The organism is Pseudonocardia sp. NPDC049635 (assembly GCF_040659795.1).
Taxonomy (GTDB): Bacteria; Actinomycetota; Actinomycetes; order Mycobacteriales; family Pseudonocardiaceae; genus Pseudonocardia.
Window position 1 is genome coordinate 24,423 of the sequence record NZ_JBFAON010000017.1, and the last position, 15,557, is coordinate 39,979.

General features: G+C 71.6%; 15 protein-coding genes and 1 pseudogene. 5 read left to right on the forward strand and 11 right to left on the reverse strand.

Annotated features, from left to right (window positions below; translation table 11 throughout):
• Positions 1 to 69 precede the first annotated feature (69 nt).
• The 5 genes and pseudogenes from AB0J24_RS19625 to AB0J24_RS19645 form a co-directional block, all read left to right on the forward strand.
• Positions 70 to 714 (forward strand): helix-turn-helix domain-containing protein, encoded by a 645-nt coding sequence (locus tag AB0J24_RS19625; RefSeq protein WP_358683284.1) that lies wholly within the window; start codon positions 70 to 72, stop codon positions 712 to 714.
• 70 nt (positions 715 to 784) lie between these two features.
• Positions 785 to 2,449 (forward strand): AMP-binding protein, encoded by a 1,665-nt coding sequence (locus AB0J24_RS19630; RefSeq protein WP_358683286.1) that lies wholly within the window; start codon positions 785 to 787, stop codon positions 2,447 to 2,449.
• A gap of 337 nt (positions 2,450 to 2,786) precedes the next feature.
• The gene (gene sfnG, locus AB0J24_RS19635; protein WP_358683288.1) at positions 2,787 to 3,956 is read left to right on the forward strand and encodes a dimethylsulfone monooxygenase SfnG; all 1,170 of its coding nucleotides are present in this window, start codon (positions 2,787 to 2,789) and stop codon (positions 3,954 to 3,956) included.
• A gap of 182 nt (positions 3,957 to 4,138) precedes the next feature.
• On the forward strand, positions 4,139 to 4,210 hold the full coding sequence (locus AB0J24_RS19640; protein WP_358683515.1) for a putative leader peptide: 72 nt from the start codon (positions 4,139 to 4,141) through the stop codon (positions 4,208 to 4,210).
• A gap of 359 nt (positions 4,211 to 4,569) precedes the next feature.
• Positions 4,570 to 5,112, forward strand: a pseudogene (locus AB0J24_RS19645) (acyl-CoA dehydrogenase family protein); the annotation flags it as partial.
• A 192-nt stretch (positions 5,113 to 5,304) separates the two neighbouring features.
• Here the strand turns inward: AB0J24_RS19645 and AB0J24_RS19650 are convergent.
• From AB0J24_RS19650 to AB0J24_RS19700, 11 genes are all read right to left on the reverse strand, one after another.
• Positions 5,305 to 6,690: a hypothetical protein gene (locus AB0J24_RS19650; protein ID WP_358683290.1), complete on the reverse strand. Its 1,386-nt coding sequence runs from the start codon at positions 6,688 to 6,690 to the stop codon at positions 5,305 to 5,307.
• 4 nt (positions 6,691 to 6,694) lie between these two features.
• On the reverse strand, positions 6,695 to 8,257 hold the full coding sequence (locus AB0J24_RS19655) for a glycosyl hydrolase family 28-related protein (RefSeq protein WP_358683292.1): 1,563 nt from the start codon (positions 8,255 to 8,257) through the stop codon (positions 6,695 to 6,697).
• A 1-nt stretch (position 8,258) separates the two neighbouring features.
• Positions 8,259 to 8,855: a hypothetical protein gene (locus AB0J24_RS19660; RefSeq protein ID WP_358683294.1), complete on the reverse strand. Its 597-nt coding sequence runs from the start codon at positions 8,853 to 8,855 to the stop codon at positions 8,259 to 8,261.
• Positions 8,855 to 9,409 carry a hypothetical protein gene (locus AB0J24_RS19665; protein WP_358683296.1) on the reverse strand — a complete coding sequence of 185 codons (555 nt, stop codon included), beginning with the start codon at positions 9,407 to 9,409 and terminating at the stop codon, positions 8,855 to 8,857. Before AB0J24_RS19665 ends, AB0J24_RS19660 begins: the two co-directional genes overlap by 1 nt.
• 18 nt (positions 9,410 to 9,427) lie before the next feature.
• On the reverse strand, positions 9,428 to 9,685 hold the full coding sequence (locus AB0J24_RS19670; RefSeq protein ID WP_358683298.1) for a holin: 258 nt from the start codon (positions 9,683 to 9,685) through the stop codon (positions 9,428 to 9,430).
• Positions 9,686 to 9,701: 16 nt separating this feature from the next.
• Positions 9,702 to 9,851 (reverse strand): hypothetical protein, encoded by a 150-nt coding sequence (locus AB0J24_RS19675; protein WP_358683300.1) that lies wholly within the window; start codon positions 9,849 to 9,851, stop codon positions 9,702 to 9,704.
• A complete protein-coding gene (locus tag AB0J24_RS19680) occupies positions 9,848 to 10,480 on the reverse strand; it encodes a CHAP domain-containing protein (protein ID WP_358683302.1) in 633 nt (210 codons plus the stop codon). Before AB0J24_RS19680 ends, AB0J24_RS19675 begins: the two co-directional genes overlap by 4 nt.
• A 47-nt stretch (positions 10,481 to 10,527) precedes the next feature.
• Entirely contained in the window at positions 10,528 to 10,917 is a 390-nt protein-coding gene (locus tag AB0J24_RS19685) for a hypothetical protein (RefSeq protein WP_358683304.1), read from the reverse strand.
• Between the two features lie 50 nt (positions 10,918 to 10,967).
• A complete protein-coding gene (locus tag AB0J24_RS19690; RefSeq protein WP_358683306.1) occupies positions 10,968 to 11,585 on the reverse strand; it encodes a hypothetical protein in 618 nt (205 codons plus the stop codon).
• 92 nt (positions 11,586 to 11,677) lie between these two features.
• A complete protein-coding gene (locus tag AB0J24_RS19695) occupies positions 11,678 to 12,133 on the reverse strand; it encodes a hypothetical protein (protein WP_358683308.1) in 456 nt (151 codons plus the stop codon).
• Positions 12,134 to 12,232: 99 nt separating this feature from the next.
• On the reverse strand, positions 12,233 to 15,556 hold the full coding sequence (locus AB0J24_RS19700; RefSeq protein ID WP_358683310.1) for a hypothetical protein: 3,324 nt from the start codon (positions 15,554 to 15,556) through the stop codon (positions 12,233 to 12,235).
• Position 15,557: the final 1 nt, after the last annotated feature.

The following is a 15,557-nucleotide window of genomic DNA, read 5'->3' on the forward strand; positions in this document are numbered from 1 at the left end:
GTGGTGCTCAGGTAGTGATTTTCAGTTCACTCATAGCGGACGATACCGCCCGGCTGGCATGCTGGCCAGATGGTCGCGGAAACTCAGCACGCCGGCCGGGTCGTCCGCCGTCGGCGGGACCCGGACCGCGCCGAGCGGATCCTCGCCGCGGCGGCGCGACTGGCCGCGAGCCGCGGCTTCCACACCGTCGGGATGACCGAGATCGGCGCCGAGGCAGGCATCGTGGGCTCCGGGATCTACCGGCACTTCGCCTCCAAGGAGGCGATCCTGGTCGCCCTGCTCGATCGCGGGATGGCCCGCCTCGAGGCCGGTGCCGCCGATGCCCTCGATCGCGCCCGGTCCGATGCCGAAGCGTTGTTATTGCTGGTGAAGGACCACATCGCGGTGGCACTGACGCACCGCTCCGAGCTGGCGGTCTACCACCGGGAGTCGCACACGCTGCCCGAGGACGAGCGACGTTCGCTGCGCAGGCGCCAGCGCCACTACGTCGAGGACTGGGTGCACGTGCTCGGCCCGCTCCGCCCCGACCTGGCCGACGCCGAACTACGCCTCGCCGTGCACGCGGCGACCGGCGCGATCCAGTCGACGCTGTTCTTCCGCAGCGGCCTCGAGCCGGAGCGGATGACCGTCCGGCTCGCCGAGTTGGCGCACGGCTGTCTCGGTGTCCCGCTGAGCGAACCACCCGACACGGCCATCGAAGTGAACTCGAAATAACTTGCCTCTTGTTCGAGTGGCCCCGGTCACGTCATAGTCGGCGGCACGCGGACGAGGGAGAGCGACCGGCATGGACACCATCGACGTGACGACGCTGCGCGGACGGCGCGCCGCGCACCGCTGGGAACGCACCTGCGCCGGCGACGTCCTGGAGCGGCTCACCTGGAGCCGCCCCGACCAGGTGGTGCTCACCGGCGAGCCCGGTGCCTACGGCGACGAGCGGTTCGCCGCCGTCACCGCGCTCGACGGCGACCGGTGGGCCGACCGGTTCGCGCACGCGCTGCTCGACGCCGGGCTGGAACCGGGTGACCCGGTCCTGCTGGTCTGCGAGAACTCGGTCGAGGCGTACCTGGCGAAGATCGGCATCGCGAAGGCGGGGATGGTCGCGGCCCCGGTCAACCCCGGCCTGGCTCCCGAGGTCGTCGCCGAGCTGATCGCCCGGGTGCGACCGCGGTTCGCCCTCGTCGACGCCGAGCTGTGGCCGCGGGTCGAGCCGGCGTTCGAGGCGAGCGGGCTCACCGTCGGCGCCACGGTCACGATCGGCGGCGGACCGGTCGCCGGTTCACCGGCGTTCGGCGAGCTCCTCGAGGGCCGGCCGGAGACCGAACCGGACGTCGCGATGCACGGTGACGACATCGCCGAGCTGCTGTTCACCTCCGGCACGACCGCGCTGCCCAAGGCGGTGATGCTGTCGCACCAGTACATCCAGACCGGCGGTCTGAACTTCGCGCTGTCGCTGACGCGCGGGCTGCGACACGAGTCCGATCTGGTCGTCGGCACGTCGCTGCCGGTGATCTACCACGTCGGCGGCGTCATCTTCCCGAACGCGGCACTGCTCGCCGGTGGCTCGGTGGTCCTGGGCAGGCGCCCGGTTCCCGGGGCCGTCGCCGCCTCGGTCGCCCGGCACCGGGTGACCGCACTCTGGGCCGGGTCCCCGCAGCTCGTCGGGATGCTGGCCGGTGAGCTGGACCGCGATCCCGCGCTCGACTGGTCGTCGGTGACGACACTGGTCTACGGCTGGGGTGCGCTCGCACCGTCCCTGCTGGAGAGCCTGGAACGCCGGTGCGCACCCGGGATGACCGCGGTCGGCATCTTCGGGCAGACCGAGGCGATCGCCTGCCACCGGTTCTGGCCCAGCCGCTGGCCCGACACGCACGCGGCGACCGCCCCGTCGGTGAACTACGTCGGCGTGCCGAGCGGGCTGCTCGCCTCCGACGTCGTCGACGCCACCGGCGCCCCGGTGCGCGGCGAGCCGGGCGAGGCCGTCTACCGGTCCCCGGTCATGGCCGCCGGCTACTACCGCGACCCGGACGCGACCCGCGAGGCGTTCCGCGACGGTTGGTTCCACTCCGGCGACTCGGTGCTCGTCGACGACGACGGTCTGCGGATCATGGTGGACCGCTACAAGGACATCGTGAAGTCCGGTGGTGAGAACGTCTCGTCGATGCGGGTGGAGGCGGTGCTGCACCAGCACCCCGCCGTGGCGAGGGCCGCGGTGATCGGACTCGCGCACGAGCGCTGGGGAGAGGCGGTGACCGCGGTCGTCGTCCCGGCCGACGGCGCGCCGATCGACGAGGCGGAGGTCCTCGCGTTCTGCCGGGAGCGGCTCGCCGGGTTCGAGACCCCCAAGGCGGTGATCGTCGCGGACGGCCTGCCGGAGACGGTGGGCGGCAAGGTACTGAAGTACCGGCTGCGGGCCGAGCACGCCGATCTGTACCGGGGCGACCGGGGGTGAGCGGCCGGCGGGTCGGCGCCCCGGCGCGATCGGGTCTCCGGCCTTCCTCGCACCCGACAGCCCGGTGGCCGATGGTCTCCGACATCGACACCGTGCTGACCCGCTGGGCCGGGTGACCGTGAGTTCCACGGCCAACCGTTGACAACCGCGTCCGCCTTGGGTTCGGTAGGGATGTGATCGCCTTTCTGCTGACGCGTCGCCGTCACGTCGATCACCTGGTCGTCACGAGCCAGGCCTGTCGCTGACCCTCTGGTCACCAGGTCCGTTCGTTCCCCCTCTCATCGGGCGCCCGCGCGCCCGCCCGCGCCGTCGCGGTTGATCACCAGGAGATCCATCCATGTCCGAGAGCGCCATCGAGTCCCTCGACACCACGCTGAACGCCCAGGTCAGCGAGCCGTTGAAGTTCGCCTACTGGGTCCCGAACGTCTCCGGCGGTCTCGTCACGAGCACCATCGAGCAGCGCACCGACTGGGGCTACGACTACAACGTGAAGCTCGCGCGGACCGCCGAGAACAACGGCTTCGAGTACGCGCTCTCCCAGATCCGCTACCTGGCCAGCTACGGCGCCGACCACCAGCACGAGGCGACCGCGTTCTCGCTGGCGCTGGGCCTGGCGACCGAGCGGCTGAAGGTGATCGCCGCCGTGCATCCCGGCCTGTGGGAGCCGGCCGTGCTCGCGAAGTGGGTGGCGACCGCGGACCACCTGACCAAGGGCCGGATCGCGATCAACGTCGTCTCGGGCTGGCTCAAGGCCGAGTTCACCGCACTCGGCCAGCCGTGGCTGGAGCACGACGAGCGCTACCGGCGGGCGAACGAGTTCATCCGGGTGCTGCGCGAGATCTGGACGGCCGGCGAGGGCGGCGCCGAGTTCGCCGGTGACTTCTACCGCGTGCACGGCTACGACCTGAAGCCCAAGCCGGTCGACGTGCCCGGACGGCCGCACCCGGAGATCTTCCAGGGCGGCAACTCGACGGCCGCCCGCCGCAACGGCGGCACCGTCTCCGACTGGTACTTCTCCAACGGCAAGGACTACGACGGCTTCACCGAGCAGGTCGAGGAGGTCCTCGGACACGCCAAGACCGCCGACCGCCGCACACCGGTCCGGTTCGGCCTCAACGCCTTCCTGATCGCCCGCGACAGCGAGGCCGAGGCCCGCGACACACTGCGCGAGATCATCGCCAAGGCCAACAAGCCGGCCGTCGAGGGCTTCCGGGACGCCGTCCAGCAGGCCGGGAACGCCACCGGTGACAAGCGCGGGATGTGGGCCGACTCCTCGTTCGAGGACCTGGTGCAGTACAACGACGGTTTCCGGTCCCAGCTCATCGGCACCCCCGAGCAGATCGCCGACCGCGCGATCGAGTACAAGCGGCGCGGCGCGAACCTGCTGCTGCTCGGTTTCCTGCACTTCCAGGAGGAGGTCGAGTACTTCGGCGCGAAGGTGCTTCCGATCATCCGGGAGAAGGAGGCCGAGCTCGCTGCCCGCGAGCTGCAGCCCACGTCGGTCTGACCGCGGGCGCGACCTTCACCCGCACATTTCTGCGCACGCACGGGCCGTTCCGGGAGCACTCCCGGGAACGGCCCGTCGGTGTATTCCGGCCGGGTCGTAGAAGGTGACCGGACAGGTATCCGGATTCCCAATCCGAGAAACCCGGAGTTGACATTGCGCGGCGTTATCGTGAGTATTCAGGTGTGCTGTTCAGCGAGCTCACCCGTCGGCGCCACGTCGACCTGTCCCGCGTGACCTCCTCGATCTGTCGCTGACTCCTGCCCGGCGACCGGCGCATCACGCCCGCGTCGAGACTCGCACGTCGAACTCGGCGAACGGCCACCGGCGTCGCCGCCACCGGCCGCACGACCCCCTGCACCGCCCGCCGGGCGGCCCGCGGTGCAGCCGGTCACGGCCGTGGCGCACAGCGTCACGCCACACCCCGGCCCATTTCTGCGCCGGTTCCGCACCCGTTCTGCGCCCGCGTCGACGCGCCCGCGAAACGGGCACCCGCATTTTCGACGAATGCTGCCGAAGCGCAGTTTCCGAACGAGATCCGGGTCCGCAAGAACGCCGGACCCGCCACGTAGGGAGACACCCCATGACGACGACCGAGAACCGTCCCGGATCCGACATGATCGACTGGTCCGCGGCGCCCGCACCCACCGACGAGGCAGGTTGGCTGCAGCGGGCCCGCGAGGTCCGCCGCATCCTGGAGCGCGACGCCGCCGCCCGCGACCGGGCCGGCGCCACCCCCTACGACGAGGTCGCCCTGCTCAAGGAGTCCGGCCTGGTCACCCTGCTCGGCCCGGTCGAGCACGGCGGCGGCGGTCAGGAGTGGCCGACCGCGTACCGGGTGATCCGCGAGGTCGCCGCCGGTGACGGTTCGATCGGTCAGCTGCTCGGCTACCACCTGCTGTGGTTCTGGGCGGCCCGCCTGGTCGGTACGCCGGAACAGATCGAGGCGGTCGAGGCCGACGCCACCCGCAACCGCTGGTTCTTCGGCGGTGCGGTCAACCCGCGCGACGCGGACCTCACCATCCGGGAGGACGGTGACGACATCGTCTACTCCGGACGCAAGAGCTTCTCCACCGGCAGCAAGGTCTCCGACGTGACCGTGCTGGAGGGCGTCCTGGAGGGGACGGACACGCACATCTTCGCGATCGTGCCGAGCCAGCACCTTCCACGACGACTGGAACATGGCGGTCAGCACGCACTAGTTCGGGGCCGTTCTCAAACCAGCATCTACGCAGGTCATACCGCGTGTCGGTGATCATGAAACGCGCCGCTCGCGTTCACGCTCGACCCGCAACATGCCCCACGCAGTGCCCCACGCCGCGACACGCAGGGCCCCTACCCGCTGTGACGGTCAGGCGTAGGCCAGGAACAGGCGTCCCGGCTCGACCGCTGGCTCCGGCTCCTGCGGGCGCTCCCCCGCGCTGATCACGACCAACTTGCCGGCGAACCCGGACGTCGGGACGGGCACACCGGAGGCGGTCGCCGACCGCGACACCGGTCCGGTCTCCACGACCTCGGTAGTGATCAGATAGCCGGTGAATCCGTCGCCACCCATGTTGCCCTGCCCGCGGACCGTGACCCCGGGATCGTCGGGGGTCCAGACGATGCCGCCGGTGAACTGCACCCCCGCCCACACGCCGAGCACGAGTCCGCCCTCGGCGGGGACGTCGACCGGACCGATGGTCTGCTCGGGCCCCGGGCCGGCGTTGCGTGGCACGAGGTGGTCCGAGACGTCCTCGACGACCGGTGGGGCGTCAAGGTGGAGCACGGTCAACGACGATTCGTTCGTCAGGGTCGCGGTCACCGTCCGGGCCCCGGTCGTACCGGTCGGGGTAGCGACGAACATCGCGACCCGCTGGTTCGCTTCCCCTCCGCTGTCGCCGAGCTGACCGCCGACCGGTGTCCACGCCTCGCCGCCACCCGGTGTCATGTCGTCGCCGTTGTAGATGGAGGTGACGACCGCGAGGAGGCCGTGCCCTTCGGCGACCGCCGGCACCTCGACGCTCAGGGTCCCGACGCCGCCGCTGGCGCGGATGTCGTCCTCGACGTTGAGGACGGCCGGGGCGCCGTCACCACCCGGCCCCGGCCCCGGTTCGTCCTCGGCGGCCGGCACGAACAGCGCCAGAGCGGACCACGCCCCGGCCGAGGCCGCCTGAGCTGTCCGGGTCCCGGACGCTCCACCGGTCCGCTGCTCTCCGGCCAGCAGGACGTTGTAACCCATCGGGCCGTCGGACAGCGCCGCGGCGAGCGTCACCATCTCGGGCGGTTCCGTCCACGCGCCCTGGTTCGCGGTCTGATCGAGCCGCGTGACCATGTGACCGGTCACCAGCATCCCGTCGCCGGTCGGCACGCCCGGAGCCGTCACAGCCGCCGAGTTAGCGTTCGATCCGGTCACGGACGGGGTGGATGCCAGGACGGCGGCGTTGTCCGCGCCGCGGAGCGTCACCAGCGCCCCCGCCACGTTCCCGGTCTGCGTCGTGGCCGCCGTGTCCGCGTCGCCGCCCTGCAGCTCCCGCGCGATCACCACCAGCCGGCGGGACACCGGCTGCCCGGCTTCGGCACCCGCCGAGTCGAACAGCACGACCCAGCCCGGTGGTGGGGTGATCGTGCGGTTCGTCGACGTCGAGAGGACCGCCAGCCGCAGGTCCCCGGGGAGCCAGTTCTCACCGAGCGGCAGCGGGAGGGACCCGGTGCCGGTGATGACGTAGGCGGTGCCGTCCAGCGGTGTGAGCGGCATCGGGTCACCCCACCGTCGCGGCCGTCAGCAGCCACGCCGAGCGTGGGCCGACGTACTCCAGCGCACAGACCAGCGTTTGGCCCTGCGGAATCTCGTACGACTGGTCAAGGCCCGTGGTGGGCAGGATCGCGGGCGCGAACGTCAGCGTCCGGGTGGCGCCGACAGCCGTGAAGCGGTAGCGGAGCACCTGCCCGTCGCTGGGATTGGTCGGGGCCCCGAGGGTCGGGTTCCCGGTCACCGCGATGTTGGAGATGAGACCACCGGCGGAGCGGGCCGCGTTCGGGGTGAGCGCGACAGACACTGTGCCGGTGCGGATCTCCGAGAGCACCGCGGGTAGCTGCGACGGGTCGATCATGCCGGCCGCGCCGCCCGGCTCGGTGATGGTCACCGCGTCCAGGATCAGGCGGGTGCCCTGCCACCACGGCACGTTCTGGATCTGGTTCCCGGCCCACTCCACCGCGAGCAGACGGCCGGTGTCGTCGCCCTCCCCGAAGCGGTACGCCCACGCCCGGGAGGTCGTCGGACCGGTGGGGTTGGCGAACACCGCGGTGTTCCCTGCGAACACGACGTTCGCGAGGAGCTGGCCGGCCCCGGCGCGGGCGTAGAACGCCGTCCACCGGTAGCCCTCCGGTTCGTCTGGGTGCAGGACCGACACGGTGTTGAGTGCGACGATGCTCGCCCGGGTGTCGAGCACCGACTCCAGCGCGATGCCGGAGAAGTAGCCGTAGGTAGGTGCGACGTCGTTGTTGGCGCCGTTCACGCCGCCGAAGTCCTCGACGTAGTTGCGCATCACCTTCGTCGCGTAGCAGAGCTGCAGCGCGATGGCGTTGAAGCCGATGCCGTAGAAGTGGTTGTTCTCGATCGACCAGCCGGCCGCCCGGGTGATCCGCACTCCGTCGCCGGCGATGGCGGCGAAGAACCCGTCGAGCAGGTGCCCGTCCTGGTTGCTTTGCCCGTTGTTCGACTCGGCCCGGAACGCCGTCGCGCCGTCGGTGTGGTCGAGGAACCGGCACCGCACGAAGGTGTTCTCGCTGTGCGAGTTGGTGGTGACCGTGACGCCGTCGCGGCCCAGGTCGGTGGCGAGGATGCCGCACGCAGCCGGACCTGCGACGTTCCCGACCTGCACGTCCTCGAAGTGCGACCAGAAGTGGAACACCACCAGGCCGTGTGTGCCGGGGACGGAGGCGGCGTCGAGCATCAGCCCTTCCATCCGGATCGGGTTGTCGCACGCCGTCGCCGAGCCCCACCAGCCCTGCGCCGCCAGCACGGCGCCGCCGGTGAGGCCGCTCGCGGCCCGGATGACGCTCAGCTGTGCCCGGCCGCCCGCGCCCAGGTAGGCGCGGTACGGGGCGAGCCGGATGGTCTCCGACACCAGGTAGGTACCGGGTGGGAACCAGATGACCGAGCCGACCGGGCTGGTGTCGATCGCAGCCTGGATCGCCGCCGTGTCGTCGGTGACGCCGTCGCCGGTCGCCCCGTGCTCGGTGACGGAGACGGTCCCGGGCACCACCCCGGGCGGCCCCTCCGGGCCGCGCAGAGTACCGGGGAGCGGGTACCAGTCGGCCACGTCAGGGGGCCGTCTCGGCGTAGATCGACACCTGCCCCGTCTCCGGGTTCAGGTTCAGATCGCCCTCCGCCGCGCCGGTGCTCGGCGGGTTCACACCCACCGTCCAGCGGGTGCCACGCGGCCCCTGCTCGCCCTGGATGCCCTGCGGACCACGGACCTCGATGCCGTTGCCCTGCGCCGGGAACGCCGTCCCGGACCAGGGGTACAGCTCGCCGTCCTCCTCCACGTAGTAGCCGGCCCCGGCGTCGGCCTCGGTGAGGTCCGTCGGGAGGTCCGCATACGTTGGGACGGTCGCGGTGAACTCGATCGACTTGCCGTCCTCACCCTTCACCGGCCACGGCCCGGCCGTCGTCGAGTCCGTGTAGGTGAGGAGGAGCGTCCCGGCCACGGGGTCGTAGGTGGCGGAGGCGACGCCGCGGCCGGGCTGCCCCGGTTGCCCCGTCGACCCCGGATCGCCCTTCACCGGGAACGGGCCCAGGGTCGTCGCGTCGGTCAGGGTGAACGTCAGGTTCCCGTTGCCGTCGACGCTCGCCGAGGAGACGCCCACGCCGTCAGCGCCCTTGAGCGTCGCCCCCGGGATCGCGTACCAGCTCGCCATCAGGGTGCCTTCCTGTAGATGCGTAGTTCCGGCCCGAGCTCCACCCACACCGCCGATGCGGGTGCGGTGTCCGGGTCCGGTTCGGTGGCGGAGAACGCCACGGCGTCGCCCCACTGGGCGCCACCCGTCGGGGGGTTCTCCGGGTACCAGACGCCGTCCGCACCGCGGACGAGCACCTGCCCCGGCTGTGCTCCGTCGGTGCGGACGTCGGCCAGGTCCCCGAGCGCGAACTCCTCATCGGGTGGCTCGGGGGTGTCCGGGCGGAGCACGCCCGGCTCGGAGATGTCGACCAGCCGGTCATCGTCCGGGCGGGGTGGGACGTTCAGCCCGAACGTGGCCCGTTGCCAGACCCGCACCCGCCAGTAGGCGCCGACGGCGAGGCGGTCGCTCCCGAGCAGGTCAAGCGTCCAGCGGCCGTCGACCCCGGTGTAGGTGTCCTGCCGGCCGTCGATCTGCCCGGTCTGGTCGGCCAGCCACCGGGACCCGACCAGCTCGGCGGCGACGTACACCCCGGCGAGCGGGGTGCCGTCGTCGTCGCTCACGAGGCCGGTCACGCGGGTCATGGCAGCCGCCTACTGACCGCCGGGCAGCGCCGAGCTGGTGCCCCGGTCACCGGTAGCACCGGACGCCACACTCGTCAGCAGGGACAGCACGGCGGCGCCGGCGGCGACCCCGAACGCCTCCGGCACATCCACGGTGAGGATGTTCAGGCCGGCGTCGGCGCCCCACAGCAGGATCAACATCTGCGCGCTCGACTTGATCGCGCGGTCCGCGGCCCCGGTCCAGAAGCGGCGGGTGAACAGCCGCGACGAGGACTGGTCGTTGGTCATGGGAGGTCCCTTCGGGTCAGCGTTCGGTGTGCTGTTCGTGGGTGCGAAGCACCTCGGCGTGCTCGGCCGCGTGCTCACCCAGCGCCCGCCACGAGCGGCGAAGCCCGAGGAACGCGGCCACGGCTCCGGCGGCAGCTCCGGCGAGGCAGATACAGGCCCAGTTCACTGGCCCATCTCCCGCCACGTCTTCGGGCCGACGATCCCGTCCACGACCAGGCCACGCATGGCCTGATAGCGGCGGACGGCCGCCTCGGTCTGCGGGCCGAAAATGCCGTCGTCGGGGATGCCGAGCCACCGCTGCACGAACGCGACGTCCCGGCCGCGGGAACCCAGCCGCACGGTGGGGCGGCCCACGCGGTCGGGCGCTGCCTGTGCCGGTGCGCCGCTCGGGTAAGCAGGGCGCCCGTAGCCGACGATGCCGGCGCGCCGGACTCGGCGATACACACCACCGCCGTTGCGCTGGCTACCGCCGGTGCCGGGGCTGGTGTTGCCCTCGATCGTGGTGATCGTCCCGTCGGCGTTGATCTTCTCCACCAGGCCGACGTGGCTGATGCGGTTCACGCCGTCGCCGGGGAAGTCGAAGAACACGAGGTCCCCGACGGCCGGGGTGGTGTGCCAGGCGTCTCGGCGGCGGAACCAGTCCGCGATCGTTGGGGTGTACGCACTCTTCGGGACGAGCGTCGCGAGCCCGGCCTGCCGGAAACACCACCACGTGAACATGGCGCACCAGGCATAGCCGTCCATGCCATACGCCATGCCATACGGGGTGCGGTTCGAGCCCGGTGGCGACTCCACCGTCCCGAGCTGGGAGCGAGCGACGTCGAGGACCGCCTGTGCGCCGCTCACCACGGGCCACCCGTCCAGGTCTGCGCGGGCTGCACGAGCCCGGAGTCCGTGCCGTACGGGGTGTCCTTCACCGTGTCCGCAACCAGGTGGTCGGTCTCAGTGAGATCGTCCTGCCCGTCGTCCGGCGGTGGCGGAGCCGGCCGGGGCGGGCCCGACAGCAGCACGGAGAGCGCCGCGACGGTCTCTGCCGCAGCGGTCAGCTCGTCACCGAGCCGATCGAGAAGGTCCGCCAGCTGCTCCGCCCGGGACCCGAGCGGGCCCGGTCGGGTGTAGGCCGCGAACGCCTGCGTCCGCACCGGCGGTGCGGTGAAGGAGTCCGGCCAGGTCACTCCCGGGCCGTCCCCGTACAGCGGCGTGTCGTCGCTGCGCTGGTGGTGGTCCGACATGCCCTGATCGTGTGTGAGCACCCGCAGCGCGGGACCCGAGGTTCTCGGGGCTACAAGCAGATGCCGGTGTCGCTCCCGAGGAGGCGGGGCAGGGGCAGCTCCAGCGGCGGGAGCAGCGGCAGGTCCACCCGGACACCGCCCCGGCCGGGGGGCGGATCGGACGCTGGGGGCGGAGGTTCCACCGCGTCCGGCGGGGACAGGTCGAGATCACCGGCCGGAGGCGCCGGAGAGGGCCCACCGCCGGAGCCGTCCGGGGCACGGAACGCGGTCGGTTCCACACCCTGGTTGGACACGCCGGGACGGCTCGACGGTGAGCGCAGCGTCCCGTCCGGCACTGGCAGGACCAACACGTCCTGCCCTCCGTCCCGGAGCTGCTGACGGAGCGGAGGCGGTAGCAGCCCCATCACCTGCGCTGTGGACGCCGCCACCACCAGCTGATCCGCCGACGCCTCCGGCCCAGGGTCCGCCACCACCGGCAGCCCCTGCCGCCGCAGCTCCTCGTTCGCCGCGGCGAGGAGGCGACGCCCCTCCTGCCGGCGCTCCTCCCGGGCGGTCCGGACCTGTTGCTCGGCCACGACCGGGGACACCCGCTCCGCCACGTCCTGCGCGGAGGTCTCGGCCCGGAACGCCGCGATCACGACCGCCCCGACGGCGAGAATCAGCGCCACCGCGGTACCGGCCAAGTAGAAGCGGCGAGCCCGACGTTCCCGGGACAGCGACTGCCGGTCGACCGCCGAGACACCCTCGCGTGCGGCGTCGATCAGCGAGCGGGCCCCGTCGGAGGCGGAGGGGGCCAGCGCGGCGGCGGCTGGTACTGAGCCAGGAGCCGGTGCAGGTGCTCGATCGTCCGGTCCCGGCTCGCTACCTCGGCTTCCAGACGGGCCACGCGGGCGGCGAGCTTCCGGTTCTCCTCCCGGAGGACGGACGCCGCCTCCCGGTCCCGTTCCTGCTCTCGTTCCACGTTGTCGAGCATCTTCTCGATCAACGCCATCTGTGCGTCGACCCGCTCGATCGGGCGCTGTGGGCCGGGCTCCGGCGTCGCGGAAGTGGTGGCGCCCTCGCCGCCGCTCGGTTGCCCCTTCGCCTTCCGGGCGAGCGCCGGGCCCCACCACGCGGCCGTCGTGGTGAGCACTCCGGCCAGGATCGCCAGGGCCACCAGCCACGGCGGACCGTCGGGCAGCGTCGCCTCCTGCGGCACCTCTCCCGAGCCCAGCACCCTGCACCTCACGCCTCCCGCTGTCCGTTCCCGTACGGACGGGCTGAGGTTTACCCGCCCGCTCGCGGGTCGGGTCACGATCTGCTCGGGGCGCCACGGCTACGCCTGGTCGTTCATCATCGCCGCGAGGCCGGCCGGGGGCCCCGGGAAGGCGTCGACGTCCATCGCCATCCCCGGGTAGACCAGCCCGTACTGCGTGAACTGGAACGCCTCCGGGGTGCCGCCGGCGAACGGGGCGAGCCCGAACCCGTGCGGGTCCGGGATGTCGTCGAACAGGACCCGCGGATGGTCGGTCTCGTTCGTCCAGTAGCGGGCCCGGATCAGGTGCAGCCCGGCACCGTCAATATTGGTGGCGGGCCCGCTCTGCGGGTTCGTCGCGTACCCGGAGCCGCAGTAGAGCATCGTGACCCGCAGCTCGGCGTCCCGGAACGCCTGCAGGACGTCGAGCAGGTTCTGCCAAGTCCCGCCGCCGTCCTCCCAGTCCAGCATGATCGGGATGCGGGTGTCGCCGAGCGCGGCCTTGCACCGGGCAGCCTGCGAGGCCGGGGACTCGACGTTGCCGACGTACCAGTAGCCGGCGAACGTGTCCGGCCATAGCTGGCGGCTGGTGTCCCGGTTGATCTGCCAGTACGGGTCCAGCGTCTCGCCGTACTGGGTGCCTCCGATGGTGAGCCCGGCGCCCTGCCCGATCTTCGCGATGTTCCCTGAGTAGCCAAGGCTCTTCAACCGCGCCAGGTCGAGCGGGTCCGGCCGGTCGAACTGGTAGCGGCTCGTGTCGACGAAGAACGTCCAGCCGGGAGGAGCCAGCGTCTGCTGAGCGGTCGGGAGCGGCCGCAGGCTGACACGGTCGAACAGACCGTCGGGTCCCAGCTCGCGGCTGGTCTTGACGATCGTCCCGATGACCGGCTGCGTCGCCTGCCCGCGGAACCGGGCGCGGGCGACCATCCCGACCTGCACCCGGGGGTCCCCACGCACGGGCAGGTCCTCCAGCACCGGAATCTCGTCGGCCATCGCGGACAGCAGCTGCTGCGCGACGGGGTCCAGCACACCCGGGGTTTGCCGCCACTCCGACGATCCGAGGGACAGCGCGCGAGGGCCGCCGTACCGCTGGATCGACTCCTCGTCGCGGAACTCCGCGACGTGCGCCGGCCGGGACAGGATCGGCCACCCCGCGATGCGGAGCGCCGGCTCCCCGGCCGCGTTCGGGGTGTCCGCCGTCGCGATCCGGATTTCCCGGGACCCTGCCCGGTTGTCGATCCACACACGGACCCGGCGGGCGTCGGTCTGCACCCACTTCACGATCACGGACTGCACGTTGTCCAGGATCGTCCAGCCTCCGGAGGCGCCGCGGGTGCTGTAGGTCCACCCGTGCTGGACCTCGCTGCCCCACGGATCGGCCCAGCCCGGGTAGACCTCCGCGTCCGGCTGGTAGTGGTACGGCAGCACGCCGCCCTGATAGCCAGCGGCGCCCCACGGCCAGTCGAACTCGTAGATGTAGAGCCGCCGGGCCGGGATGACGAACTGGAACACGTCCTCAGCCTTGACCACGGTCTGGTACTCGGAGTCGTGGTACTTCGCCGTCGACTGGTAGCCGATCACGTTCCGGACCGAGTCGGAGCTGACCGTGTAGCTGACGTCGGTCAGGTTTGTCTCGACGTCGAGGTCCACCTCCGGTTCCGCGGAGGTGACGTCCGCGCGCGGACGGAAGAACGGGCGCCCAGCCTCCGTGAACCCGAGGACCCCGAACTCGGCTGCGGTGACGGCCTTCAAGACGTCCCAGGAGTCGGCGGCGGCGATGTCGGGTAGGTACAGCAGCTCGTTGTGACCGCGCGCGATGTCAGCCTCAGGGGTGTGGGACTCCAGCGCCTGCCACTCCGCGAGGGTCGGGGTCTCGGCCGCGGTCCACCACGCGCTCATGTTCGACCAGGCTCGCCAGAGCATCATCCGGACCTGCACGTTCGCGCGGTACCCCTGCCGCTCCCACGTGTCGGGGACCTGCACGGCGGAGTGGTTGAGCGTCCAGGCGCGGGTCACCCCGTCGACCCGGACGGTGACGATCATCGTGGTGGGGGTGGTCCACCGCCAGTGGACGCCGATGTGCCGCCAGCGGGCCGGCCCGGTTGTGTAAACGCGCGGGGTGCCGGTGATCGCGCCGTTGGTGTGGACGAGCCCGGCGTAGAACGAGCCGTCGCCGAACCAGTTGACGAACAGCCGCGGTGTTGCGCCTTCGGTGGGGCGGACCTGCATGAGCCGGCGCTCGTAGCTCGCGCCGAGCCCGATCCACGGTCCGATGTGCACCCAGGCGGACCAGCCGAACCCGTTCCCGGAGTTGATTTTGAACGGCGGCGTTTCCTGGTCGTCGCGGGTCCCGTAGAACTCCTGGTAGGCGTCCGCTGGGGAGGTTTCGGTGTCGGCCAGCTCCGGGGTGCCGAGCATCCCGAACGGGTGATCGTCCTCGGTCCACATGCGGCTGTTCGGCGCGTACGTGGTCTGCAGCGCGATCGGCGCACCGTTGAACCCGATCTCGGAGGCGAGGCCCCCGTGACCTGTGCAGGAGATGATCGCCCGCGGGTGCGGGCGCGGCGACGAATAGTAGCCGTTCCGCCGAAGTACGTAATCGACAACCCACTGCGTATTGATTGTGAGCGCAAAGGGCCGCCGTTGTACGTGATTAATGAATTCGCCGTAAGTGGGCAGCGTGATGATTTCTCGGATTCGTTCAGAGGGGTCCAGGGCGGTGATACTCACCGTCTGGTCGCCCTGGTTGATCCGCACCTTCCGCAGTGGCCCCGTCAGCTGCCGGTACAGCTTCGCGCCGTCCTCGGTGAGCAGGCCCATGTCGGCGCGCAGCCACGGTGTCGTCCGCCGCACCCCGTACAGCGGGGAGTCCGACCGGTAGACGTCCAGCTCCTCAGCCAACGACAGTGCCGACCCGGGCCGGTGCCCGCCCAGCTCGGCGGTCAGCTCACCGGAGGCGAACCCGTCGACCATGCCGGCGGCGTCCGGCAGCTCACCGGTGATCGAACGCTCCACGACCATCGACCGCAGGCACCAGGACAGGTCCGCCACCGGGCCCGTGTAGTCCTGGTTCGTCCAGTCGACGCGCAGCACCCCGATCGGCCACCGCTCGGCCGCCGACTCCGCTCGGGAGAACTCCGAGTCCGTGATGACCGGGCTCGTGTACACGCCGAGCCCAGCCTCCCGGGCGGAGGCCAGCAGGCCGGGCCACACCTTCACCCGCTGCCCGGGCCGGGACGCGCTGCCCTCCCCCGGTTCCCCTGCCGCGGCCACGGTCTTGGTGACGGCGCCGCGGACCCCGGCCTCCGCAGCCGTCGGCAACCCGGCCGGCCACACGCTGCTCCGGGCGCCCGCCGGGGCCGTGTGCGTCGCCGTGGGCACCCCCTCGGCCTGGAACAGCGGCACG